Origin of the sequence: Ancylobacter polymorphus, assembly GCF_022836935.1 — a bacterium.
Lineage (GTDB): Bacteria > Pseudomonadota > Alphaproteobacteria > Rhizobiales > Xanthobacteraceae > Ancylobacter > Ancylobacter polymorphus_A.
The window spans coordinates 3,238,799-3,262,214 of record NZ_CP083239.1; the positions used below are offsets into that span (position 1 = coordinate 3,238,799).

At 67.9% G+C, this 23,416-nt stretch carries 21 protein-coding genes; 10 read left to right on the forward strand and 11 right to left on the reverse strand.

Features of this window, described 5'->3' with window-relative positions:
• Positions 1-12: 12 nt before the first annotated feature.
• The 6 genes from K9D25_RS15260 to hflX all read left to right on the forward strand — a co-directional run bounded on the left by K9D25_RS15260 (position 13) and on the right by hflX (position 7,184).
• Positions 13-1,380, forward strand: coding sequence for a sigma-54-dependent transcriptional regulator (locus K9D25_RS15260; protein ID WP_244376462.1), 1,368 nt, complete (start codon positions 13-15; stop codon positions 1,378-1,380).
• 167 nt (positions 1,381-1,547) lie between these two features.
• Positions 1,548-2,924 carry a Trk system potassium transporter TrkA gene (gene trkA / locus K9D25_RS15265; protein ID WP_244376463.1) on the forward strand — a complete coding sequence of 459 codons (1,377 nt, stop codon included), beginning with the start codon at positions 1,548-1,550 and terminating at the stop codon, positions 2,922-2,924.
• Positions 2,925-2,939: 15 nt separating this feature from the next.
• Positions 2,940-4,388: a TrkH family potassium uptake protein gene (locus K9D25_RS15270; protein ID WP_244376464.1), complete on the forward strand. Its 1,449-nt coding sequence runs from the start codon at positions 2,940-2,942 to the stop codon at positions 4,386-4,388.
• An 86-nt stretch (positions 4,389-4,474) separates the two neighbouring features.
• Positions 4,475-5,335 carry a D-amino-acid transaminase gene (locus K9D25_RS15275; protein ID WP_244376465.1) on the forward strand — a complete coding sequence of 287 codons (861 nt, stop codon included), beginning with the start codon at positions 4,475-4,477 and terminating at the stop codon, positions 5,333-5,335.
• 209 nt (positions 5,336-5,544) lie between these two features.
• On the forward strand, positions 5,545-5,796 hold the full coding sequence (gene hfq, locus K9D25_RS15280) for an RNA chaperone Hfq (protein WP_013166585.1): 252 nt from the start codon (positions 5,545-5,547) through the stop codon (positions 5,794-5,796).
• Complete coding sequence (hflX, locus tag K9D25_RS15285; RefSeq protein ID WP_432207949.1) at positions 5,793-7,184, forward strand: GTPase HflX; 1,392 nt, start codon at positions 5,793-5,795, stop codon at positions 7,182-7,184. Before hfq ends, hflX begins: the two co-directional genes overlap by 4 nt.
• Before the next feature lie 140 nt (positions 7,185-7,324).
• Here hflX and mazG read toward each other — a convergent pair whose 3' ends face one another.
• The 11 genes from mazG to K9D25_RS15340 all read right to left on the reverse strand — a co-directional run bounded on the left by mazG (position 7,325) and on the right by K9D25_RS15340 (position 18,738).
• Positions 7,325-8,170, reverse strand: coding sequence for a nucleoside triphosphate pyrophosphohydrolase (mazG, locus tag K9D25_RS15290; RefSeq protein ID WP_244376466.1), 846 nt, complete (start codon positions 8,168-8,170; stop codon positions 7,325-7,327).
• A gap of 95 nt (positions 8,171-8,265) precedes the next feature.
• Complete coding sequence (locus K9D25_RS15295) at positions 8,266-9,066, reverse strand: MBL fold metallo-hydrolase (RefSeq protein ID WP_244376467.1); 801 nt, start codon at positions 9,064-9,066, stop codon at positions 8,266-8,268.
• 15 nt (positions 9,067-9,081) lie between these two features.
• The gene (locus K9D25_RS15300) at positions 9,082-9,855 is read right to left on the reverse strand and encodes a TatD family hydrolase (RefSeq protein WP_244376468.1); all 774 of its coding nucleotides are present in this window, start codon (positions 9,853-9,855) and stop codon (positions 9,082-9,084) included.
• Positions 9,852-11,408: a methionine--tRNA ligase gene (metG, locus tag K9D25_RS15305; protein WP_244376469.1), complete on the reverse strand. Its 1,557-nt coding sequence runs from the start codon at positions 11,406-11,408 to the stop codon at positions 9,852-9,854. The genes K9D25_RS15300 and metG overlap by 4 nt, the downstream gene beginning before the upstream one ends.
• Before the next feature lie 31 nt (positions 11,409-11,439).
• The gene (locus K9D25_RS15310) at positions 11,440-12,477 is read right to left on the reverse strand and encodes a DNA polymerase III subunit delta' (protein ID WP_244376470.1); all 1,038 of its coding nucleotides are present in this window, start codon (positions 12,475-12,477) and stop codon (positions 11,440-11,442) included.
• Positions 12,474-13,115: a dTMP kinase gene (gene tmk / locus K9D25_RS15315; RefSeq protein ID WP_244450892.1), complete on the reverse strand. Its 642-nt coding sequence runs from the start codon at positions 13,113-13,115 to the stop codon at positions 12,474-12,476. Before tmk ends, K9D25_RS15310 begins: the two co-directional genes overlap by 4 nt.
• 224 nt (positions 13,116-13,339) lie before the next feature.
• Positions 13,340-14,572: a D-alanyl-D-alanine carboxypeptidase family protein gene (locus tag K9D25_RS15320; RefSeq protein WP_432207950.1), complete on the reverse strand. Its 1,233-nt coding sequence runs from the start codon at positions 14,570-14,572 to the stop codon at positions 13,340-13,342.
• A 106-nt stretch (positions 14,573-14,678) separates the two neighbouring features.
• Complete coding sequence (locus K9D25_RS15325; RefSeq protein ID WP_244376472.1) at positions 14,679-15,812, reverse strand: septal ring lytic transglycosylase RlpA family protein; 1,134 nt, start codon at positions 15,810-15,812, stop codon at positions 14,679-14,681.
• Between the two features lie 288 nt (positions 15,813-16,100).
• Positions 16,101-16,763: a response regulator transcription factor gene (locus K9D25_RS15330; protein ID WP_244376473.1), complete on the reverse strand. Its 663-nt coding sequence runs from the start codon at positions 16,761-16,763 to the stop codon at positions 16,101-16,103.
• Positions 16,760-18,199, reverse strand: coding sequence for an ATP-binding protein (locus tag K9D25_RS15335; protein WP_244376474.1), 1,440 nt, complete (start codon positions 18,197-18,199; stop codon positions 16,760-16,762). The genes K9D25_RS15330 and K9D25_RS15335 overlap by 4 nt, the downstream gene beginning before the upstream one ends.
• On the reverse strand, positions 18,196-18,738 hold the full coding sequence (locus tag K9D25_RS15340; RefSeq protein WP_244376475.1) for a hypothetical protein: 543 nt from the start codon (positions 18,736-18,738) through the stop codon (positions 18,196-18,198). Before K9D25_RS15340 ends, K9D25_RS15335 begins: the two co-directional genes overlap by 4 nt.
• A gap of 448 nt (positions 18,739-19,186) precedes the next feature.
• Here K9D25_RS15340 and K9D25_RS15345 point away from each other — a divergent pair, with 448 nt between their 5' ends.
• The 4 genes from K9D25_RS15345 to K9D25_RS15360 all read left to right on the forward strand — a co-directional run bounded on the left by K9D25_RS15345 (position 19,187) and on the right by K9D25_RS15360 (position 23,211).
• Entirely contained in the window at positions 19,187-21,091 is a 1,905-nt protein-coding gene (locus K9D25_RS15345) for a methanol/ethanol family PQQ-dependent dehydrogenase (RefSeq protein ID WP_244376476.1), read from the forward strand.
• Between the two features lie 216 nt (positions 21,092-21,307).
• A complete protein-coding gene (gene moxJ / locus K9D25_RS15350) occupies positions 21,308-22,189 on the forward strand; it encodes a methanol oxidation system protein MoxJ (protein WP_432207951.1) in 882 nt (293 codons plus the stop codon).
• Between the two features lie 73 nt (positions 22,190-22,262).
• A complete protein-coding gene (moxG, locus tag K9D25_RS15355; RefSeq protein ID WP_244376478.1) occupies positions 22,263-22,856 on the forward strand; it encodes a cytochrome c(L), periplasmic in 594 nt (197 codons plus the stop codon).
• 76 nt (positions 22,857-22,932) lie between these two features.
• Positions 22,933-23,211, forward strand: coding sequence for a methanol dehydrogenase [cytochrome c] subunit (locus K9D25_RS15360; protein WP_370874079.1), 279 nt, complete (start codon positions 22,933-22,935; stop codon positions 23,209-23,211).
• The last annotated feature ends 205 nt before the right edge of the window (positions 23,212-23,416 follow it).

Sequence of the window (23,416 nt, forward strand, 5' to 3'; positions counted from 1 at the left end):
GAGAACTGACGAATGGCGACGGACATCCTGATCGTCGATGACGAAGCCGATATTCGCGGTCTGGTCGCGGGCATTCTGGAGGATGAGGGCTATGGCGCCCGCACCGCCAAGGACAGCGACGAGGCGCTGGCCGCCATCGAGGCGCGCCGCCCGCATCTGGTCTTCCTCGACATCTGGCTGGAACGCTCGAAGCTCGATGGGCTGCAACTGCTGGAGCGCATCAAGAAGAGCCACCCGGACGTGCCGGTCGTGATGATTTCCGGCCACGGCACCATCGAGACGGCGGTGGCGGCGATCAAGCAGGGCGCCTACGACTTCATCGAGAAGCCGTTCAATTCCGACCGCCTGATCCTCGTCGCCGACCGGGCGCTGGAGACGCTGAGGCTCAAGCGCGAGGTGCGCGACCTCAAGCAGCGCACGGCGGTGACGCAGGCGCTGGTGGGCAAGTCCTCGGTGATGAACCAGCTGCGCCAGGGCATCGAGCGCGTGGCGCCGACCAATAGCCGCATCATGATCGTCGGCCCCTCCGGCTCCGGCAAGGAGCTGACCGCCCGCATGATCCACGCCGCCTCGCAGCGGGCGAACGGGCCGTTCGTCGTCATCAACGCCGCCGCCATCACCCCGGAGCGGATGGAAGTCGAGTTGTTCGGTGTCGAGCTGGGCGAAGGGCAGGGCCGTCAGGTCGGCGCGCTGGAAGAGGCGCATGGCGGCACGCTGTTCATCGACGAAATCGCCGATATGCCGCGCGAGACCCAGAACCGCATCCTGCGGGTGCTGGTGGACCAGAACTTCCTGCGCGTCGGCGGCAATACCCGCGTTTCGGTGGATGTGCGCATCATCTCCTCCACCGCCCGCAATCTGGAAAAAGAGATCGCCGAAGGGCGCTTCCGCGAGGATCTCTATCACCGGCTTGGCGTGGTGCCGGTGCGGGTGCCGCCGCTGGCGGAGCGGCGCGAGGACGTGCCGGAGCTGGTCGAATTCTTCCTCGACCAGATTTCGCAGTCCACCGGCCTGCCGCGCCGGCGTGTCGCCGACGACGCGCTCGCCGTGCTGCAGTCGCATGACTGGCCGGGCAATGTCCGCCAGCTGCGCAACAATATCGAACGCCTGCTCATCCTCGCCTCCGGCGAGGCGGATGCGCCCGTGACCGCCGACATGCTGCCGCCGGATGTCGGCGCGTTGGTGCCGAGCCTGCCGAGCGGCACGGGCGGCGAGCATCTGATGGGCCTGCCGCTGCGCGATGCGCGCGAAGTGTTCGAGCGCGAATATCTGGTGGCGCAGATCAGCCGCTTCGGCGGCAACATCTCGCGCACGGCGGAGTTCGTCGGCATGGAGCGCTCGGCGCTGCACCGCAAGCTCAAGGCGCTGGGCATCGGCTGAGCGCCTTCCGCCGCCGCCCTGCCGCTTCCGGTAAAGGAAGATGTGCGGGCGGGACGCTGCGGCGTCTGCCGCGCCGTGCGAACCTGCTATAGAGAGACTCGCCAGGAAATGCCGGAGGCCCGTTCGCGGAAACCCACTGGCGCCGGCGGGCAGGAGCGGGGGACGTCATGAAGGTCGTGATTTGCGGCGCGGGGCAGGTGGGGTTCGGCATTGCCGAGCGTCTGGCCGCTGAGCAGAACGACGTTTCCATCATCGACACCTCGCCCCGCCTCATCCAGGCGGTGACCGATACGCTCGACGTGCGCGGCTTTGTCGGCCATGGCTCGCATCCCGACGTGCTGGCCCGGGCGGGGCTGGAGGCGGCGGACATGCTGATCGCCGTCACCCTGCACGACGAAGTCAACATGATCGCCTGCCAGGTCGGCCATGCGCTGTTCGACGTGCCGACCAAGATCGCCCGCGTGCGCGCGCAAAGCTATCTGCAGGGCCACTGGCGCGACCTGTTCTCGCGCGACCACCTGCCGATCGATGTGGTGATCTCGCCCGAGCTGGAAGTGGGCGAGATGGTGCTGCGCCGCCTCTCGCTGCCGGGCGCCGTCGATACGGTGAGCTTCAACGACAGCAATGTCGTCGTTGTGGGCGTGCGCTGCCAGGAGGATTGCCCGGTCCTCGACACGCCGCTGCGCCAGCTCACCGATCTGTTCCCGGACCTGCGGGCGGTGGTGGTGGCGGTCAACCGCAACGGCAAGACCTTCGTGCCGCGCTCCATCGATTCGCTGCTGGCCGGCGACCTCGCCTATTTCGTCGCCCATACCGACCAGGTGAGCCGCACCCTCTCGATCTTCGGCCATGACGAGCCGCCGGCGCAGCGCATCGTCATTGGCGGCGGTGGCAATATCGGCCTTTATGTCGCGCGCGAGCTGGAGCAGCGCAACCCGAAGGCGCGGGTGAAGATCATCGAGGACAAGATCAGCCGCGCGGAGGAGATCGCGCAGGAGCTGAACCGCACCGTGGTGCTGCGCGGCAGCGCGCTGGATCGCACCATTCTGGAGGAGGCGGCGGTCGGCGATGCCGACACCATGATCGCGGTGACCAATGACGACCGGGTCAACATCCTTTCCTGTCTGCTGTCGCGCGAGCTTGGCGCCAAGCGCATGCTGTCGCTGCTGAACGACCCAGCCTATCCCGCCTTCGCGCGCGGCCTCGGCATTGACGCCTATGTGAATCCGCGCCAGATCACCGTCTCCAAAGTGCTGCAATACGTCCGCAAGGGCCGCATCCGCGGCGTGCATTCGCTGCTGAACGGGGCCGGCGAGGTGATCGAGGCCGAGGCGCTGGAAACCTCGCCGCTGGTAGGCAAGCCCCTGCGCCAACTCGACCTGTTCGACGGCATGCGCATCGGCGCGGTCATCCGCGCCGGGCGGGTCATGCTGCCGCGCGGCGACACGGTGATCCAGGCGCGTGACCGGGTGGTGATGTTCGCGCTCGCCGACAAGGTGAAGCGGGTCGAACAGCTGTTCCGGGTCAGCCTTGAATTCTTCTGAGAGAGGCCCCGGTTCATGATCGCGGTCGCCCGCTACAGCGCCCAGACGGCCGGCGTCATGGCCGGCTTCCTGCTGCTGGCCGCGCTGGTGTCGCTGTTCCGGCGCGAGCCCGGTGCCGACGTGTTCCTGATGACGGCGCTGCTCACCGTTTTCGGCGCGGGGGCGGTGCATCTCGCCGTGCGCAACCGGGCCGGGCGGCTGGACCGGCTCGCCGCCTATGGCCTGCTGCTGCTGCTTTGGCTCGTCGTGCCGATCATCGCCGCCGTGCCGATCGCCGCGACCACGACGCTCGGGCCGGTGCATGCCTGGTTCGAGGCGGTGGCGGCGTTCACCACCACCGGGCCGATCCAGATTCATGATCTCGACAAGGTGCCGCGGGCGACGCTGGGCTGGCTGCTGACGCTGCAATGGGCGGGCGGGCTGCTCACCCTTGTGGGCTTCGTCGCCGTGCTCGGCCCCGCCGGTCTCGGCGGCCTGCCGGACCGCAGCGCCCGCGCCAATCTGCTCGGCGTCACCCATCAGATGACGCTGGACGACGCGCTGCGCCTCGTGCTGCCGATCTATCTCGGCGCCACGCTCCTGTGCACCTTCCTGCTGTTCCTGCTCGGTCTTCGCCTGTTCGAGGCGCTCGGCCTCGCCGGCGCGGCATTGTCCACCGGCGGCCTGCTGCCGGATGCGGACGGCATCGCCGCCTATGGCCATTTCGGCATCAAGGCGGTGCTGATCGTTTTCATGCTGATCGGCGGCACGAGCCTGCTCTGGCAGCGCATGCTGCTCACACGGCGCTTTCGCCTCGCGCTCGGACAATATGAAAACATTGTGCTTTTCGCGCTTTGCCTCGGCCTCGGCATTGCTGCCGCGGCGATTGGTTTCCGCACGCTGGGCAGCGGCCTGTCGCTGCCGATCGCGCTGGAGGACGGGCTGTTCACCGCCGTCGCGCTGGTCACCACGACAGGCATCGAGCCGCATGCCGGCGCCTTTGCCAGCCTGCCGGTGACGGTGGTGCTCACCGTCGTCTTCATCGGCGGCGCCAGTTTCTCCACCGCGGGCGGAATCAAGATCTACCGTGCCGGGGTGATGGTGCTGCAGAGCCTGCGCGAACTGGAGCGACTGGTGCATCCCAGCGCCGTGCATCCGCGTCGTCTCGGGCAGCAGAATGTGACGTTGCAGATGATGAAGGCGATCTGGATTATGTTCGGCGTCGCCTGCACGGTGATCGGCGCGCTAACCGTGGCGCTCGCGCCGGCCATGCCGAGCTTTGAAGCGGCCTTCGTCGCGGTCGTGACGGCGCTGAGCAATGCCGGTCCGGTCTATTCCGTGAACTGGCAGCCGGACGTGAATTGGCCGGACTGGGGCGCGCTGCCGGCCTATGCGCAGCTTATACTGGCCCTGGCCATGATTCTCGGGCGGCTGGAGATTCTGGTCGTGCTGGGGCTGGCCAATTTCGCCCTCTGGCGACGTTAAAGGGCAGATATATCAAGCCACTGAGTCGCCATGTTCATGCGATGTGCGAACGGGTGGCTATACCGAGACCGGGCTGAGGACGGACGATGTCGCGCATTGCCTATGTGAACGGAGCCTATGTGCCGCACGCCGTGGCGGGCGTGCATGTGGAGGATCGCGGCTACCAGTTCGGCGACGGCGTCTATGAAGTCTGCGAGGTGCGCGGCGGGCATATGGTGGATGAGCGTCGCCACATGGAGCGGCTGGTGCGTTCGCTCGGCGAACTGCGCATCCGGCTGCCTATGTCGCTTGCCGCGCTCGGGGTGGTGCTGCGCCAGACCATCGCCCGCAACCGCGTGCGCGACGGCCTCGTCTATCTGCAGGTCACGCGCGGCGTCGCCCGGCGCGACCATTATTTTCCCGATCCGGCGACGCCGCCCTCAATCGTCGTCACCGCCCGCGCGATTGACCCGGCCAAGGGCGAGGCGGCGGCGGAGCAGGGGATCGGCGTCATCACCGTGCCGGATAATCGCTGGGAGCGGGTCGATATCAAGACCGTCGGCCTGCTGCCGAACGTCCTCGCCAAGGAGGCGGCGAAGCAGGCCGGCGCGCGCGAAGCCTGGTTCGTCGATGCGGGCGGCCATGTCACCGAGGGCGGCTCGACCAATGCCTGGATCGTCACGCCCGAGGGGCGGCTCGTCACCCGGCCGGCGGAGTCTGGCATTTTGCGCGGCATCACCCGCACGGTCATGTTCGAGGTGGCGGCCGAGCTGCAATTGCGCATCGAGGAGCGCCCCTTCACCGTGGCGGAAGCGCTGGGCGCGCGTGAGGCCTTCGTTACTTCGGCCACCAATTTCGCCACCCCGGTGGTGCGAATCGACGGGCAGGCGATCGGCGACGGCCGGCCCGGCCCGGTGGCGCGCGCCCTGCGCGCCAACTACCACCGGCTTGCCGAAATCGCCCGCTGACACAGGTAATTCTGCCCGCCCGGCCGGCAGGCGGGTGCGGAAAGACCTTGCCAAGGGGAACCAACTTGGCGAAAGCATCTTGCGCGCCAGACATGCTATGCCATGTTTGGGGCGCACGTCTTTGTGCTTGACCGCTCCCGGACGGGGCGCAGAGCGCAGGACGACCGCGCCGACCTACGAGCAACAACAAACAAACGGATCAAAAAACCATGGCCGCGGAACGTTCGCAGAACCTCCAGGACACCTTTCTCAATCACGTCCGCAAGAACAAGACGCCGCTCACCATCTTCCTGGTCAATGGCGTGAAGCTGCAGGGAGTCGTCACCTGGTTCGATAATTTCTGCGTGCTGCTGCGCCGCGATGGCCATTCGCAGCTCGTTTACAAGCACGCGATCTCGACCATCATGCCCGGCCATCCGGTTCAGCTGTTCGAACCCGATGAGACCGGCGAGAAGGGCTGATCTTGGAGTTCAAGCCCTCCCGCACGTCGTCCGCCGGTCGTGCCGCCGGCCTGCCTGTCGAGCATGAAACCGAAGGCGACGCGACCCGCGTGGTGGTGATCGTTCCGCACCTGACCCGTCGCGGGGCAGGGGAGGAGGGCGTGCGCCGCTCGCCCGAGGCGCGGCTCGACGAGGCGGTCGGTCTCGTCCTCGCCATTGATCTGAAGCTTGTCGGCAGCGCGCTTGTGGGCTTGTCGCAGGTGCGTCCGGCCACCTATCTCGGCAGTGGCAAGGTCGAGGAAATCGCCGGGCTGGTGAAGGCGGAGGAGGCGGGGCTGGTCTTTGTCGATGCCCCGCTCAGCCCGGTGCAGCAGCGCAACCTCGAAAAGGCGTGGTCGGCCAAGGTGATCGACCGCACCGCGCTCATTCTCGAAATTTTCGGCCAGCGTGCGCGCACCAAGGAAGGTGTGCTGCAGGTCGAGTTCGCCCATCTCAACTATCAGCGCAGCCGGCTGGTGCGCTCCTGGACCCATCTGGAACGCCAGCGCGGCGGCTTCGGCTTTCTCGGTGGCCCCGGCGAGACGCAGATCGAGGCCGACCGCCGGCTGATTGGCGAGCGCATCGTCAAGATCGAGCGCGAGCTGGAGCAGGTCAAGCGCACCCGCGCCCTGCACCGCGCCAGCCGCAAGAAGGTGCCTTATCCCGTGGTGGCGTTGGTCGGCTACACCAATGCCGGCAAGTCGACCCTGTTCAACCGGCTGACCCGCGCCGAGGTGATGGCGCAGGACCTGCTGTTCGCCACGCTCGACCCGACGCTGCGGGCGGTGCAGTTGCCCACCGGCGACAAGGTGATCCTGTCCGACACGGTCGGTTTCATCTCCGATCTGCCGACCCAGCTCGTCGCCGCCTTCCGCGCGACGCTGGAAGAGGTGATCGAGGCCGATCTCATCCTGCATGTGCGCGACATGGCGCATGAGGACGCGGACGCGCAGGCCCATGATGTGAAGAGCGTGCTGGCCGATCTCGACATCGACCCGGAAGACGACCATCGCGTCATCGAGGTCTGGAACAAGATCGACCGGCTGGAGCCGGAGGCGAGGGCAGGGCTGTTCAACGCCGCCGCCCGCCGCGAGGGCGATGCCCGCCCGATCCCAGTGTCGGCGCTCACCGGCGAAGGCATGGAGCCGCTGCTCGCCACCATTTCGCAGCGCCTCTCACGCGAGCGGGTGAGCCTCGCCGTCGATCTCGCCGCCGCCGATGGTGGCAATCTCAGCTGGCTCTATCGCCACAGCGAAGTGCTGGAGCGCCGCGAGGACGCGGAAGGGCGGCTGCACCTCGCCGTGCGGGTGCCGCCGGACCGTGCCGAGCAGATCGAGCGTCGCTTCGGCGCGCGGCGCATCCGGGGATAAGGCGCCAGGGCCCGTCGTCATCCCGGACGGCCGAAGGCCCATCCGGGATCGCGTGGTGATGGCGGGCGCTCCCGGCTCTGCGCTTCGCTTCGGCCGGGATGACGGCGGAGGGGCGTGCGGGGGCAGGGCGCCCCTCTGCCCTACTCCTTCGGCGCCGCCGTCTTCGCCGCCGTCTTGGCCTCCTGCCACAGCGCCTCCATCTCATCGAGGCTGGCCTCTGTCGGCGTGCGCCCGGCCTGCGCCAGCCGGTCCTCGATATGGGCGAAGCGGCGGGTGAACTTCTCATTGGTGCCGCGCAGAGCGGCCTCCGGGTCCACATCGAGATGGCGGGCGAGATTGGCCAGCGCGAACAGGAGGTCGCCGACTTCTTGCCCCGCCGCCTTCGCGTCGCCGGCGGCGATCTCGGCTTCCACCTCGTCGATCTCCTCGCGGATCTTGTCGAGCACCGGCCGCACCTCCGGCCAGTCGAAGCCGACCTTCGCCGCCTTGTCCTGCAATTTCACCGCCCGGGTGAGGGCAGGGGCGCCGGCCGGCACCCCGTCCAGCGTGCGGCCCTGCCCCGGCTCCGGCGGCAGACCCCGCGCCGCCCGTCGGGCGGCCCGCCGCGCCTTCTCTTCCGCCTTGATGGCGTCCCACGCCGCATTCACCGCCGCCACGTCGCGCCCACGCGCGTCGCCGAACACATGCGGGTGGCGGCGGATCATCTTGGCGGTGATCGCTTCTACCACGGCGCCGAAATCGAAGGCGCCGCGCTCCTGCGCCAGCCGGGCGTGGAACACCACCTGCAGCAGCAGGTCGCCGAGTTCGTCGCAGAGGTCGTCCAGATCGCCGCGGGCGATGGCGTCGGCCACCTCATAGGCTTCCTCGATCGTGTAGGGCGCGATCGTGTCGAAGTCCTGTGCAAGGTCCCAAGGGCAGCCGGTCTCCGGCGTGCGCAGTGCCGCCATGATCTCCAACAGGCGCTCTATGTCGCGGGAGGGCGTCAATTCCGCCTCCGAGTGATTCGCAGAAGACATATTATGGAAAACACTCTTATGGGCGGGGGAGGTCGCGTGGGTGAGAAAGGCACGTTAAATGACTGTCAGAGCGTGATTTTCATGCCGTCATAGGCGGCGACCACGCCGTCCGGCAATTCCCGTGTCAGCGTGGCGTAGTCGAGATCGGTGTGCAGGTTTGTGAGCACGGCGCGGCGCGGCTGCATACGCTCGATCCAGGCCAGCGCCTCGCTGAGCGACAGATGCGTCGGGTGCGGCTTGGGCCGCAGCGCGTCGATGATCCACACATCGAGGTCGGCGAGATAAGCCAGGCTTTCCTCCGGCAGATCGTGCAGGTCGCTGGAATAGGCCAGCCCGCCAATGCGGAAGCCATAGGAGATGATGTTGCCGTGGTACTGCCGGTACGCCTGCGCCTCGACCGTCCCGCCGGGCCCGGCGACGCGGATGGTGTCACCGGCGTGGAAACGGTGCTCGGTCAGGATCGGCGGGTAGTCGCTGCCCGGCGGCGTCTCGAAGCAATAGCCGAAGCGCTGGTGCAGCATCGCCGAGGTCTCGGGATCGACATGCACGTCGATGCGGCGGCGGTTGAGGATTGTCAGCGGGCGCAGATCGTCGATGCCGTGGGTGTGGTCGGCATGTTCATGGGTGAACAGCACGGCGTCGAGCCGGTCGACCCCGGCGTCGATCAATTGCTCACGCAGATCCGGCGAGGTGTCGATCAGCACCCGCGTCGGCCGCTCGGCGCCGTCGTCAAGGCGCTCGACCAGCATCGAGCAGCGGCGGCGGCGGTTGCGTGGTTCGTTCGGGTCGCACACGCCCCAGCCCTGCCCGACTCGCGGCACCCCGCCGGAGGAGCCGCAGCCGAGAATGGTGAAGGTCAGCGCCATGGGGAGCGGAAGCCTCTAGGATGCGCGGGAGAACAGGCGGAAGAAGTTCTGCGTCGTCAGCGCGGCGATCTCGTCGAAGGACACTCCGCGCGCCTCGGCGAGTATATGGGCGGTCTCCACGACATAGGAAGGCTCGTTGCGCTTGCCGCGCCGGCTGTTGGGCGCGAGATAGGGCGCGTCCGTCTCCACCAGCACCCGGTCGGTCGGCAGGCTGGCGGCGATCTCGCGCAGCGGGGCGCCGGATTTGAAGGTGAGGATGCCGGAGAAGGAGACATAGCCGCCCAGCGCCACCGCCCGGCGGGCGAGGTCCGGCCCGGCGGTGAAGCAATGCAGCACGAAGGCGAAGGCGCCCTTCCCGCTTTCCTCTTCCAGGATCGCCGCGACATCCTCGTCGGCGTCGCGGGCGTGGATCACCAGCGGCAGGCCGGTGCGCCGCGCCGCTTCGATATGCCGGCGGAAGCCGGCCGCCTGCGCGTCGCGCGGCGCGGTGTCGTAGTGATAATCGAGCCCGGCCTCGCCAATGGCGACCACTTTGGGATGGTCGGCGGCGGCCAGAATCTCGTCCAGCGTCACATCCGCTTCCTCGCCGGCATTGTGCGGGTGGGTGCCGACCGAGCAGAACACATCGTCGAAGCGCTCGGCGATCGCCCTCACCTCGCCCGAGCGGCGCACGCGCGTGCCGATGGTGACGAGCCGGCCGACGCCGGCCGCGCGAGCCCGCGCGACCACGTCGTCGAGTTCCGCGGCGAAATCCGGGAAGTCGAGATGGCAATGGCTGTCGACGATCATGACGCCGCCGGCGCCTCGGGCTCGACATAGCGCGGGAACACCCCGACCGGCGCCGGCAGCACCGTGCCGCCCTGAAGCCTTCCGGCCGCGCCGAGGCTGGCGAAGCTGCGTGCCTCTTCAGGAATCGCCAGCAGGTCCAGCAGCTTGCCGGCACTTGTGGGGATGAAGGGCTGTGCCAGCAGCGCCACCTGCCGCACCACTTCCGCCGTGGTCCACAGCACGGTGCCGAAGCGCTCCGGGTCAGTCTTGCGCAATTCCCACGGCGCCGCGCCGGCGAAGTAGCGGTTGGCGTCCGCCACCACCGACCAGATCGCGGCCAGCGCATTATGAATCTGCTGACCTTCCATCGCCTCGCGCACCTTGGCGCCCATGGCGTCGGCGGCCGCGAGAATCGTCGCGTCATCCTCGGCGAGGGGGCCGGGCGCCGGCAACGCGCCACCGAGATTCTTGGCGATCATCGACAGCGAGCGCTGGGCGAGGTTGCCGAGGTCGTTGGCGAGGTCGGCATTGGTGCGGGCGACGATGGCCTCGTGGCTGTAGGAACCGTCCTGGCCGAAGGGAATTTCGCGCAGCAGGAAATAGCGCAGCGCATCGACGCCATAGGCGCGGGCGAGGTCGAACGGGTCGATCACATTGCCGACCGACTTCGACATCTTCTCCCCGCGATTATGGATGAAGCCATGCGCGAACACGGTTTTCGGCGGCGCGATCCCTGCCGACATCAGGAAGGCCGGCCAGTACACCGCGTGGAAGCGGATAATGTCCTTGCCGATGATGTGCAGGTTCGCCGGCCAGTAGCGCTTGAAGCTGGCGCTTTCCGTGTCGGGATAGCCGACGCCGGTGATGTAGTTGGTGAGCGCGTCCACCCACACATACATCACATGCGCCTCGTCGCCCGGCACCGGGATGCCCCAGGAGAAGGTGGTGCGGCTGATGGAGAGGTCCTGCAGCCCGCTGCGCACGAAGCTGGTCACCTCGTTGCGGCGCACCTCGGGGCGGATGAAGTCCGGGTGGGCGTCGTAATAGTCGAGCAGCTTCTGCTGATAGGCGGAGAGGCGGAAGAAATAGCTCTTCTCCTCGGTCCATTCCACCGGCGTGCCCTGCGGGCCGAGGCGCACCCCGTCCGGGTTCACCGTCGTCTCGTCCTCGGCGTAATAGGCCTCGTCGCGCACCGAGTACCAGCCGGAATAGGCGCCGAGATAGATGTCGCCGCTCTCGACCATCCGCTGCCAGATCGCCTGGCTGGAAGCGATGTGGTCGGCGTCGGTGGTGCGGATGAAGCGGTCATAATCGACGCCGAGCAGCGCATCCATCTCCTGGAAGCGGGTGGCGTTCTTCGTCGCCCATTCCAGCGGCGTCAGACCCTGCTTTTCCGCCGTCTGCGCCATCTTCAGCCCGTGCTCGTCGGTGCCGGTCAGGAAGAAGACGTCAAAGCCGTCGAGCTTCTTGAAGCGGGCCAGCGCGTCGGACGCGATCTTCTCATAGGCGTGGCCGATATGCGGCGCGCCATTGGGGTAGTCGATCGCGGTGGTGATGTAGAAGGCGGGTCTCACGGCGGTATCCTGCGGAGCGACCAGCGCGCGATCAGGGGCGCAGGGCCTCGTTGAGCGACGCGAAGATCCGGAAGACGAGGGTCTTGCGGTCGAGATTGTAGACATCGGCGTCGACCGCAGCGCGGCGAACCTTCTCCCACACCTCCGGGAGGCGTGCAAGACGAACGCGGGCGGTCTGGCGGCGCCCGGTGGCATGGTCGCTGATCCAGCCCTCCACCGTGCCGACAAAGCTCTGGAACGCCCCTCCCCGGTCGCCGGTGAGCTTCTCGCCCAGCGCGTGCAGCGATTTCGGGTCGACATCGGGCAGGGCGTCGAGCAGCACGCGGGTAGCGTTGCGCACGGCGAGCCCGTCGCCCTCCATCAGCGTCAGCGCCTCGCGCACGCTGCCGCCCGAGGCTTCCGCCGCCTCCGCGAAGCGGCTGCGGTCGAGGCCGGGCATGTGGGCGCTCAACCCTTCCAGCACCTCCACTACCTGCCCTTCCGACAGCGCGCGCAGCGGCACCATCCGGCAGCGCGAGCGGATGGTGGGCAAGAGCCGGCCCAGCGCATGGCTCACCAGCAGGAACAGCGCCCGGTTCGGCGGCTCCTCCAGCGTTTTCAGCAGCGCATTGGCGCCCTGCGCGTTCATCTCGTCCAGCGTGTCGACGATGCAGACCCGCCAGCCACCGAGCGCCGCCGTGGAGCCGAAGAAGCTGCGCACCCGGCGCACCTGCTCGGCCGGAATCATCGAGGGCAGCTTGCCGGTGTCGTTAGGCGTGCGCCGCAGCACCATCAAATCGGGATGCGACAGCGCCGCCACCTGCCGCGCGGCGGGATGGCCGGCATCGACGGCGAGGGAATGCGCCGGCGCGGCGCCGCCGGACAGCACGAAGCGGGCGATGGCATAGGCGAGCGTCGCCTTGCCGATTCCTTCCGCCCCGCCGATCAGCAGCGCATGCGGCAGCCGCCCGGCATCCCAGGCGGTGCGCACCATCGCCTGCGCCTCCTCATGGCCGACGAGATGCGTGCTCTCGCGCGGCGCCGGCGCGGTGCCGAAGCGGTCGCCTTCCAGCGGGGGCGCGTCCTTCATGTCCGGCGTCTCCGGCGCGGGGAAGGCAGCTTCAGGCGGGTGGACACCGCCTGCCAGATCGCCTCTTCCACCGCTTCGGGCGTGCCGCGGGCATCAATCAGCACGCAGCGCTCGGGCTCGCTCTCCGCCAGCGCGCGAAATGCCGCGCGCAAGGCGCGGTGAAAGGCCAGCCCCTCGCTCTCGAAACGGTCGGCGCCCTGGCCTGAACGGGCGGCGGCGCGGGCCAGGCCCTCCTCCGCCGGCAGGTCGAGAATCAGCGTCAGGTCCGGCCGCGTCTCGCCAACGGTCACCTGTTCCAGCGCGGCGATCAGGCGCGGATCGACATTGCCGAGCGCGCCCTGATAGACGCGGGTCGAATCGGCGAAGCGGTCACACACCACCCATGCGCCGCGCGCCAGCGCCGGGCGGATGGTGGCGTCGAGATGGTCGGCGCGGGCGGCGGCGAACAGCGTCGCCTCGGCCAGCGGTCCCAGCGGCTTGGCGGCGCCCGAGAGGATCAGATGGCGCATGATTTCGGCGCCGGTGGAGCCGCCGGGCTCGCGCGTGCCGACGGCGTCGATGCCGGCCGCCTGCAGCCGCGCCAGCAGCCGGCGGACCTGAGTCGACTTGCCGGCCCCCTCCCCGCCTTCGAGCGTGATGAAGCGCCCCGTGGCCGGCGCCGTGGCTTTGGCGCGCGCGGAGGCCGTGCGCGGGGCCGGCGTCTTCTTCCCCTTGGGCTTGGCGGGCGCGGGCTTGGCGGCAGGCGTGTCCTTCGCCGTCTTCGGCTTCGCCGTGCGGCGGGGCTTGGCCGGCGGAGTGGCCGGCGGCTTCTCCGTGCTCTCGGCGGAATCGGGCGCGTGCGGGGGCGTGCGGGTCGGCATGCTCAGCCGGTGATCTTGGCGTAGCCCTGGCGCAGCAGGCTCACCATCAGTTCATAGGCACCGTCCATCGCCCGGCGCCACAGCGGGCCTGCCGGTACGGTCTCGGCGGCGACGAGGGGCACCTCCAGCGACAGCTGCTCGCCGCGATAGACCATGAGGCGCGCCAGCACCTCGCCCTTCTCCACCGGCGCCGGGATCGGCCCCTCGAAGCGGATGCGCGCCACCAGCTTCTCGTCGCCATTGCGTGGAATCAGCACCCGGATCGGCGTGTCGCTGGTCAGCGGGGCGCCGTTGCGCTCGCCGCCATAGAGCGTTGCCTCGCCGACGATCTGCCCGGCCTCGAACAGGGTGCGCGATTCGAAGGAGCGGAAGCCCCATTCCAGCAGCTTGCGCGCATCCTCGGCCCGCTCCTTCTCGCTCTTGGCGCCCATGATGACGACGACGAGCCGCTGCCCGTTCTGGATCGCCGAACCCACGAGGTTGAAGCCGGCATCCTTCTGGTAGCCGGTCATGAAGCCGTCCGCGCCCAGACTCATGCCGAGCAGCGGGTTACGGTTGTTCTGGCGGATCTTGTTCCAGAGGAAATCCGGCTCGCTGTAGATCTTATAGAGGTCCGGGTAGTCGCGGATGATGTGGATGGCGACCTTGGCCATGTCGCGCGGCGTGGTCTTCTGGTCGGGATCGGCGAGACCGCTGGCGTTGACGAAGGCCGATCCGGTGAGGCCGAGACGCTTGGCCTCCTGGTTCATCTTCCCCGTGAAGGCAAGTTCGTTGCCGGAAATGCCTTCCGCCAGCACGATCGCCCCGTCATTGCCCGAGGGAATGATCGCCCCGCGCAGCAGGTCGCTGACCTTGATCATGCTGTTGACGGCCGCGAACATGGTGGAGCCGCCCGACGGGGCCCCTCCCCGCCGCCAGGCATATTCGCTCACCTTGAATTCCTGATCCGGAGACAGCCGGCCGGAGGTGATCTCGCCGAACACCACGGCCATGGTCATCAGCTTGGTGATGCTGGCGGGCGCGCTCGACGTGTCGGCCGCACGCTCGAACAGCACTGAGCCGCTGTCATAGTCGAGCAGGATCGCCTGCGGGGCCTGGATGTCCGGCGCGGTCTGCGCCGAAGCGGGGGAAAAGCCGGCGGCAAGGAGCAGCACACCCAGCAGGGCGGCGGCGATTCCGCCGGTGACATGCCCGCCTTGGACGGAATGGCGGCGCGGGAACAGGATGCGCAACAGCTTCACGGTCGGTCCTCCCCGGCTCCGGGCAGAGTTAACAGCCGGAGGTCGCCACCGCAATGCGGCAGCGATGCGGCCTTGCCGGAACGCAGGCACCCGGAGGGCGTCAGTACAGCCCGCGACCCATATCGACCGGACCATCGCTGGCGGTCGGGGCATAACCCATCACCGGCTGCGGGCCGACCATCCAGCCGGCGGGCGCGCCGGTGGAGGGGGCCGGGGCGGTGCGGGCCGGCTGCAGGCTCGCAACCTGCACTCCGCCTGCCGGCGCGGCAGCGGGCTTGGTCGTCTTGGCGGTCTTGGCCGGGGCACTGTTCGCCGCAACGTTTTTGGCCGGCGCGGCCGGGCGCGGGGCCGGCAGGGCGGCGGCGACCACCGCCGGGCGGGGCGCGGCGACAGCGGCGGGATGCGGCGCAGCGGCGACGCGGGCGGGCGCGGCCGGCGCGGGAACGGGCTGGTAGAGGGTGGCCACCTCGGCCACCTGCTGCTCTTCCACAGGTTCGCCGAGATCGAACGGACGGCTCGGCGGCACCGGCACATTGGCGGCGGTCAGGCCGCGCAGCGGGCCGGCGGACGCCACCATGACGGTGGAGGCATCGGCAGGCTTGCCGTTCATGCGCAGGGTGGAGGCGAGCTGGATGTCGTCGGAGCCTTCCAGCGGCGCGCGCCCGACATATTCCACCCGCACGCGGGCGGTGCCATTGTTCTTGAAGCCGAGCAGATCGGCCGCGCGGTGCGACACGTCGATGACGCGGTTGTCGTGATACGGCCCGCGATCGTTCACGCGAACGACCATGGAGCGCTTATTGTCGAGATTGGTCACCCGAACATAGGACGGCATCGGCAGCGTCGGATGCGCGGCGGCGATGGAGTTCATGTCGAAGATTTCGCCATTGGCGGTCAGGCGGCCATGGAAATCGTCGCCATACCAGGAGGCGAGCCCTTCGGCCTTGTACTTGTCCGGCTCGGCGGGAACATAGGTCTTGCCGGCGACGACATAGGGCTTGCCGACGCGATAGGTGCCGCCGCCCTTGGGCACGGGCTGGCCGGGCTGCACCACGCGCGGGCTGGCGGAGACGCCGTATTTCGGATCGATCTTGCTCGTCAGGCTGGGGCCGCCCGTGCAGTTGGCCACCAGCAGGCCGATGCCGCACAGGGCGGCGACCCGGCCGAACCGGACAAAGGCCTGATCCGCCACGCGGCGGCGGCAGGCCTCGGCAAGAGCAGGATATGTCCCCATTCACCCCGAACCGTCTGTGAGCGCCGTCTCCGGCGGAAGAATCCCGGCGAAGGCCGACGCGCTGCACTCAAGATCTCCGGCAAGATACCGGCAATCCGACTTGGTGTCTCTCAGGAGGCTGTCCGAGTGGGGCGAAAATGCGGCGCATCGCTCGGCATGGTGAACGAAGTGTAAGTGACGAAGCGGCAACGACATTCCGGCACCGCCGCCACCGGTGCCAAGGCACCCCCGCCACAGTTCGGCCCCGCCACATTACGGAACCGTCATGTCGCGCGGTTCGCCGCTTCCTCACATCACGCGTGGCCGGCCGCCGGCGCCGACGGGCGAGGTCGAGAGATACTGGATCGAGCAGCGCACCAGTTCCGGCAGGCTGTTCGCCCCGAGCTTCGCCTTCAGCGCCGAGCAGGTGTTGGCCACCGTCTTGTAGCTGATGCCGAGTTCGTCGGCGATGAGGGTGTAGTCCTTGCCCTCGGCGAGCAGCGACAGCGTCTGCAATTCACGCGGGGTGATGTCGGCGAGCGGCGCGGTCTTGCGCGAGCCGAGCATGGCGACCTGCAAGGCGAGGTCGTGGCTCATATAGGGCTGGCCCTTGCGCACGCGCTCGAAGGCTTCCAGCAGCGCGCCGGAGGAGGTGTCTTTGAGCACATAGCCATTGGCGCCGGCTTCCAGCGCCCGGCTGGCGATGACGGGATCGCCATGCATGGAAAAGACGAGGATTGGCGTGCGCGGGTCCTGCATGCGCAGGCGCCGCACCAGCACCAGCCCGCTGAGGCCGTTGCCCTGCAAGGCGAGGTCGACGATCACCACATCCGGCCGCTCGCGGCGGAACAGGCGATAGCCGGTCAGCACGGTGCTGGCTTCCAGCACCCGCTCCACGCCGGCATCTTCCAGCAGACGGCGGCAGCCCTGCAGCACGATGGGGTGGTCGTCGATCACGAGCGCGCAGGTCATTGGGCGGCAAGCCTTTCCGGAGCGGCCGACAGGCCGAATTGATAGGGCTGGGCGGGAATCGTCACGTCGATTCGCGTCCCGCTCGGCACGACGGGCAGGATACGCCATGTGCCGCCCAGCGCGCTGATGCGCTCTTCCATGCCGATCAGCCCGAAGCCGTGCGGGGCGCCGGCGGCGATGCCGGTGCCGTCATCCTCGATGGCGAGGTCGATCCGGCCGGCGCGACGGTCGGCTCGCACGGTGATGGCGATGTTGCGCGCATCGCCATGGCGTAGCGCGTTGGTCACCGCCTCCTGGATGCAGCGATAGAGCGTGATGTCGACGCTGTCGCCGTAGCGCTCCGCCAGCCCCTCGGCGGAGAGCGTGATGCGCCGGCCGGGCGAGTGGCTTTCGAAATCGGCGACGAGATCCGCCAGCACCGCCGCCAGCGGCACATGGCCGAGCGCCATCGGGCGAATCTTGCGCAGCAATCGCCGGTTGAGCCCCTGAATGCGGTCGAGAATCTCCGTCATGGTGGCGATGCGCTCGCCCATGCGCTGGCCAAGGGCCGGCTCGGTGCGGGCGGTGAGGCGGTCGATCGATTCGAGATTGGCCCGCAGCCCGAACACGCAGGGGCCGAGTTCGTCATGCAGATCGGAGGCGATCTGCCGCCGCTCGTCATCCTGCACGCTCACCAGCCGCTCATTGAGCCGGCCATTGTCCTCCCGCGCCGCCTTCAGTGCCGCGCCCAGGGCGTTGAAGCGCTCCGCGATCACCGCCAGCTCGCGGACGCGCGGCGGGTCGAGCCGGTGCTCGAACCGGCCCGCCTCCAGCTCGGACAGGCCAGCGGAAAGTGTGCGCAGCGGCATCAGCAGCCGGCCGAGCACGAGATAGAGCGCGGCAAGGATGGCGATGTTCACCGCCGCGGCCAGCAGGGCGAGGTCGGACATGTCCTCCCACACTTCGGCGATCTCGTCGGAGGCCTCGCCGGCCACCCTCACCTGCCCCACCGTGGCGCCGTTCTCGACGATCGGCACCACCACCTCCTGCCCTTCCGCCGAGACCAGCCAGGTGAACCAGCCGGGCACCTCGCCCTCATGCGGTTCGCTCTCGGCGGGGGCTATGTCCAGCGCCGTGCCGGCGCGGTCCTCGATGCGGATGCGGACATGGCGCAGCCCGCTTATGTGCAGCGGCAGCTGCGCCAGCGAGCCGGTGGCGCCCTGTTCGCTGGCGAGGCGCTCCACCGTCTCCTGCACGAAGCGCTCGGCGACGGCGAGCGAGGACAGCATTTCCGCCTCGGTGGCGCGGCGCGCATTGGCGATGATGACCACCACCGCGACCAATGCCGCGCACAGATTTATGGCGACGATGGCGGCCAGCACCTGCCAGCGCAGCGAGCGGCGCTGCCATAGGCCGAAGGAGGGCGGGGGAGGTGCGGCGGTGCCGGAGGCGGTCACGGTGCGGGATTCCCGGATTTCAGCGCGGGTTGTTCGGCCAGCGCCGCCAGCGCGGCGGTGCGGTCGAGGCCCTGTTTGCGCAGATTGTAATAGTGCTGGCACAGATCGCTGAAGCCGGCGCGGGACCCCTTCCCCGCCAATGTCGAGAAATCGGCGATGATTTCGCGCGCCGTCTCCTTGATGCCGATCTCCGACAGCATGGTCTCCAGCTGCACCGCGCGATTGGCGATCATCCGCCCGGTCTCGCCGAAGCGGTCATCGGCGGCGTCGAGCACATCGTGCCACGCCTTCGCCGCCGGCGCGTTCGCCGCCACATCCGCGCCCGCGTCGCGGCTGGCGAGCCAGACCTCCGGATCGGTGTCGTCGGTCGGCTGAAGCCAGGTCTTGCGGGCGATGGCGCTGGCCTCCGGCGCGGCCACCCGCTCACGCGTCTCCGGCTCGCGCGTCTCCGGCTCGCTCTCGCCCGGGCAGCCGGCGAGGCCGAGAGCGAGGACCGCGCTCAGCGACAGGCGCAGAAGGGAAAAGGGCGAGCTGCTCATCTATACTTATGAACTTCTTATGAGAACGGCCGCAAACAGCGTTCCGTAACAGTACCGCTCCGGCGGTGCCGGCGCCAGCGTCATCGGCAAAGCCTGCGTCCGGGGTGCAGCATAAGGCTTCAACCCGCTGTCAGAGAAGCATTTTCGTGCGATTTGGGCAAGGCTTCCGGCAGTGGTGGGTGAGTTATCTGTGCGAACGGGAAAAAGTTCCTGCCCCGAATTTCCATTCTGCCTAAAGACAATAAATCCGAGCGCAGCGAACAATACTCCCAGAACAGTCAATGTTCTTAGAAAATCATAAGAATTCTCCGCCGCTCCCTTAGACAATCTCATGGAACTGCCCACGAATGAGCGGGCGCGGCGAGGGATAAAAGAGACCCGCACGTCGACGGCAAAGCCGGGGCGCAGCGGGGCGGCTTGGGAAGTAGGAAACGCGAGGGAAGACCCAATGAGCCGACTGCACACTTCGGTGTCCGCGCTCTCCGTCGCCGCCGTCATGGCGGCCGCGATGAGCCTCGGCGCCTCGGCGCCGGCGGTGGCCAACGACAAGCTCGTCGAGCTGTCGAAAAGCACCGACAACTGGCCGATGACCGGCAAGAACTACAACGCCAACAATTACAGCGAAGCCAAGGAAATCACCAAGGCGAACGTCAAGCAGCTGCGTCCTGCCTGGTCGTTCTCCACCGGCGTGCTGTCCGGCCATGAGGGCACCCCCCTCGTCGTCGACGGCGTGATGTACATCCACTCGCCCTTCCCCAACACGACCTTCGCGGTCGGGCTGGACGATCCGGGCAAGATCCTCTGGCAGCACAAGCCGAAGCAGAACCCGACCGCCCGCGCGGTGGCGTGCTGCGACGTGGTCAATCGCGGCCTCGCCTATTGGCCGGGCAACGGCAAGGTCGGCCCGCTGATCATCAAGACCCAGCTCGACGGCAATGTGGTCGCGCTCGACGCCAAGACCGGCGAGGAGTACTGGAAGCTCGAAAACTCCGACATCAAGGTCGGCTCGACGCTCACCATCGCGCCTTACGTGGTCAAGGATTCGGTGCTGATCGGCTCCTCGGGCGCCGAACTCGGCGTGCGCGGCTATGTCACCGCCTATGACATCCCCACCGGCGCCCAGAAGTGGCGCGCCTATGCCACCGGGCCGGACGAGGAAGTGCGCCTCGCCGACGACTTCAACAGCGCCAACCCGCAATACGGCCAGAAGGGCCTCGGCAAGGCGACCTGGGAAGGCGAGGCCTGGAAGATCGGCGGCGGCACCAACTGGGGCTGGTACGCTTTCGACCCCGGTACCAACCTCTTCTACTACGGCTCGGGCAACCCGGCGCCGTGGAACGAGACGATGCGCCCGGGCGACAACAAGTGGACGATGACCATCTGGGGTCGCGACATCGACACGGGTAACGCCAAGTTCGGTTACCAGAAGACCCCGCACGACGAATGGGACTATGCCGGCGTCAACGTCATGATGCTCTCCGAGCAGCAGGACAAGGAAGGGAAGATGCGCAAGCTTCTCACCCATCCCGACCGTAACGGCATCGTCTACACGCTCGACCGCACCAATGGCGACCTCGTCTCGGCCGACAAGATCGACGACACGGTCAACTGGGTGAAGAAGGTCGACCTGAAGACCGGCCTGCCCGAGCGCGATCCGGAATTCGGCACGCGCATGGACCACAAGGGCCGCGACATCTGCCCCTCGGCCATGGGCTACCACAACCAGGGACATGACTCCTACGATCCGGAGCGCAAGTCCTTCTTCATGGGCATCAACCACATCTGCATGGACTGGGAGCCCTTCATGCTTCCCTACCGTGCCGGCCAGTTCTTCGTCGGCGCGACCCTGTGGATGTATCCGGGCCCGAAGGGTGACCGCCAGACCTATGAAGGTCTCGGTCAGGTGAAGGCCTATGACGCCATCAACAACAAGTTCAAGTGGCAGGTGATGGAACGCTTCGCGGCCTGGGGCGGCACGCTCGCCACCGCTGGCGGCGTGATGTTCTACGGGACGCTGGACGGCTTCATCAAGGCGCGCGACAGCGACACCGGCGAGCTGCTGTGGAAGTTCAAGCTTCCCTCCGGCGTGATCGGCCACCCCATGACCTACACCCATAATGGCAAGCAGTTCGTCGCCATCTATTACGGCGTCGGTGGCTGGCCGGGCGTCGGCCTGGTGTTCGACCTCAACGACCCGACCGCCGGCCTCGGCTCGGTGGGCGCCTTCAAGCAGCTCCAGCACTACACCCAGATGGGTGGCGGCGTGATGGTGTTCTCGCTCAATGGCGACGGCCCCTACAGCGACCCGAACGTTGGCGAATACTCGACCAACGTCATCCAGGGCGGCGGCTGATCCTTCGCCTGACACGCCGCCGGCCGCAAAGCGCGGCGGGCGGCGCTGTCCCCGAAGGCCGGGTGTCCGGCGGCTGCCTCGCCGCCGGTCGCCTAGGGAAAGGGGACGCGCGCCGACAAGGGCTCACTGCCGGTGCCGCGTCCCCTGCCCGCCCCTGCCTCACAGCACCTTCCGCACCCGAAATCCCGTCCAGGAGGACTCGCCATGGGCTCCCCGATGTCCACACGACAGGTCGTCAGCCGGCTCGCCCTTGCCGCCGGTCTCGCCTTGTCCGGTTTTGCCTTTGCCGGGCTCGCCCGCGCCGCGACCGTCGAGGCCGACAAGGCCGCCGGCCGCAATCCCAACGAGCTGCGCATCTGCGCCTCGAACGCCGAAGCGCCGTTCTCCGCCGCCGACAATAGCGGCTTCGAGGACCGCATCGCCATCGTGCTGGCGCAGGCCATGGGCCGCAAGCCGGTCTTCGTGCGCACCGACCAGCCCGGCATCTATCTCGTGCGCGACCAGCTCGACAAGAACAACTGCGACGTCGTGATGGGCGTCGATGTCGGCGACGAGCGCGTGCTCGCCTCCAAGCCCTATTACCGCACCGGCTATGTGCTGGTGACCAAGGCCGACCGCAACATCACCGCCAGCGACTGGGAAGACCAGCAGATCAAGGACCAGGCCCGTTTCGCGGTGCGCTTCTATTCGCCCGCCGAGACCATGCTCAAGCGCATCGGCCGGTTCGAGGACAACGCGGCCTACATGTATTCGCTGGTCAATTTCAAATCCCGCCGCAACCAGTGGGTCCAGGTGCCGGGCGACCGCATCGTCTCCGAGGTCGCCAGCGGCGAGGCCGATGTCGGCATCGCCTTCGCGCCCGAGGTGGCGCGCTATGTGAAAGCGTCGTCCACCCCGCTGCGGATCACGGTGATCACCAAGGACATCGACCGGCCGAACGATGCGCCGATCCCGATGCATTACGACCAGGCCATCGGCGTGCGCAAGAACGACCCGGAACTGGTCAAGCAGATCAACGAAGCGCTGGAGAAGGCGCGCCCGCAGATCGAGCAGATCCTCACCCAGGAAGGCATTCCGCTGCTTGAGCCGAATACCTGACCATGGCCTCCGACGCACCGCGTGTCTGCCGGGCCGCGGTGCGCCCCTGATCTCTGGATGTGAACAAGATTCGATGACGAAGACGATTTTCACCAAGAAGGCGGCTACGCTGCTGCTCGCCGGAGCGCTCGGAGCCGGTGTGGTCGGGTTCGGTGCCCGTGCCGCGATCATGCTCAGTAACACCGTCACCGGGCAGCCGCTCGACCTGTCCGAGGCGCCGGAAGAGGGACGCGACACCAAGGCGGTGAAGGTCTTCCTGGAGACGGGCAAGAACATCTACAACGAAGACCCCGTCTGCCTGCCCAAGGCGCACGAGATCTTCCTGTCCATGTGCTCGGGCTGCCACGGCCATTATGGCGAGGGCAAGATCGGCCCCGGCCTCAACGATTCCTACTGGACCTACCCCAAGAACGAGACCGACCAGGGCTTGTTCGAGACGATCTTCGGCGGCGCCAACGGCCAGATGGGCCCGATGTATGGCGCGCTGAACATGAACGAGATGCTGCTCGCCATGGCCTGGGTCCGGCATCTCTACAAGGACGATCCGAAGGGCGCCGTGTGGCTCACCGATGAGCAGCGCAGCAAGTTCAAGCCCTTCGACGCGAACGCCAAGCACGTTGAGCCAGCCGAAGAGCTGCCCGCGGCGTGCGGCGGGCCGGCCGGCTGAACCGGTCGGTTGATGACGGGTGGAAAACGACCAGGAGACTGACATGAGCATCATCGACCGCAGCCTCACCTTCGCCATGACCCTCGCCGGCGCCGGCGTGCTGTCCCTCGCTCTGGTGGGCGGCGCCAGCGCCTATGACGGCACCAATTGCAAGGCGCCCGGCAATTGCTGGGAACCCAAGCCCGGCTATCCCGACAAGGTGGCGGGCTCCAAATACGATCCCAAGCACGATCCCAAGGAACTGAACAAGCAGTCGGAATCGATCAAGGCGATGGAAGCGCGCAACGCCCAGCGCGTCGCCAACTTCGAGAAGACCGGCAAGTGGGTCTACGACGTGAGCAAGATCCCGAACTGACCCCCCGGCCGCACGGCTCTGTTCTTCGAGAACCCACTTGCGGGCGGACGATATTCTCCTGTCCGCCCCGCGATCCTCCGGGCAAGCCGCCCGGTTTGTGGGCAACTGGCGCGGCCGACGCCGGGCGGGGTCCCCTCCGTCCGGCGTGGGCCGCGCCCTTTTCCGGCACAAGCGGCCCGCGCCCGCCGCCTGAGAGGCTCCCCCC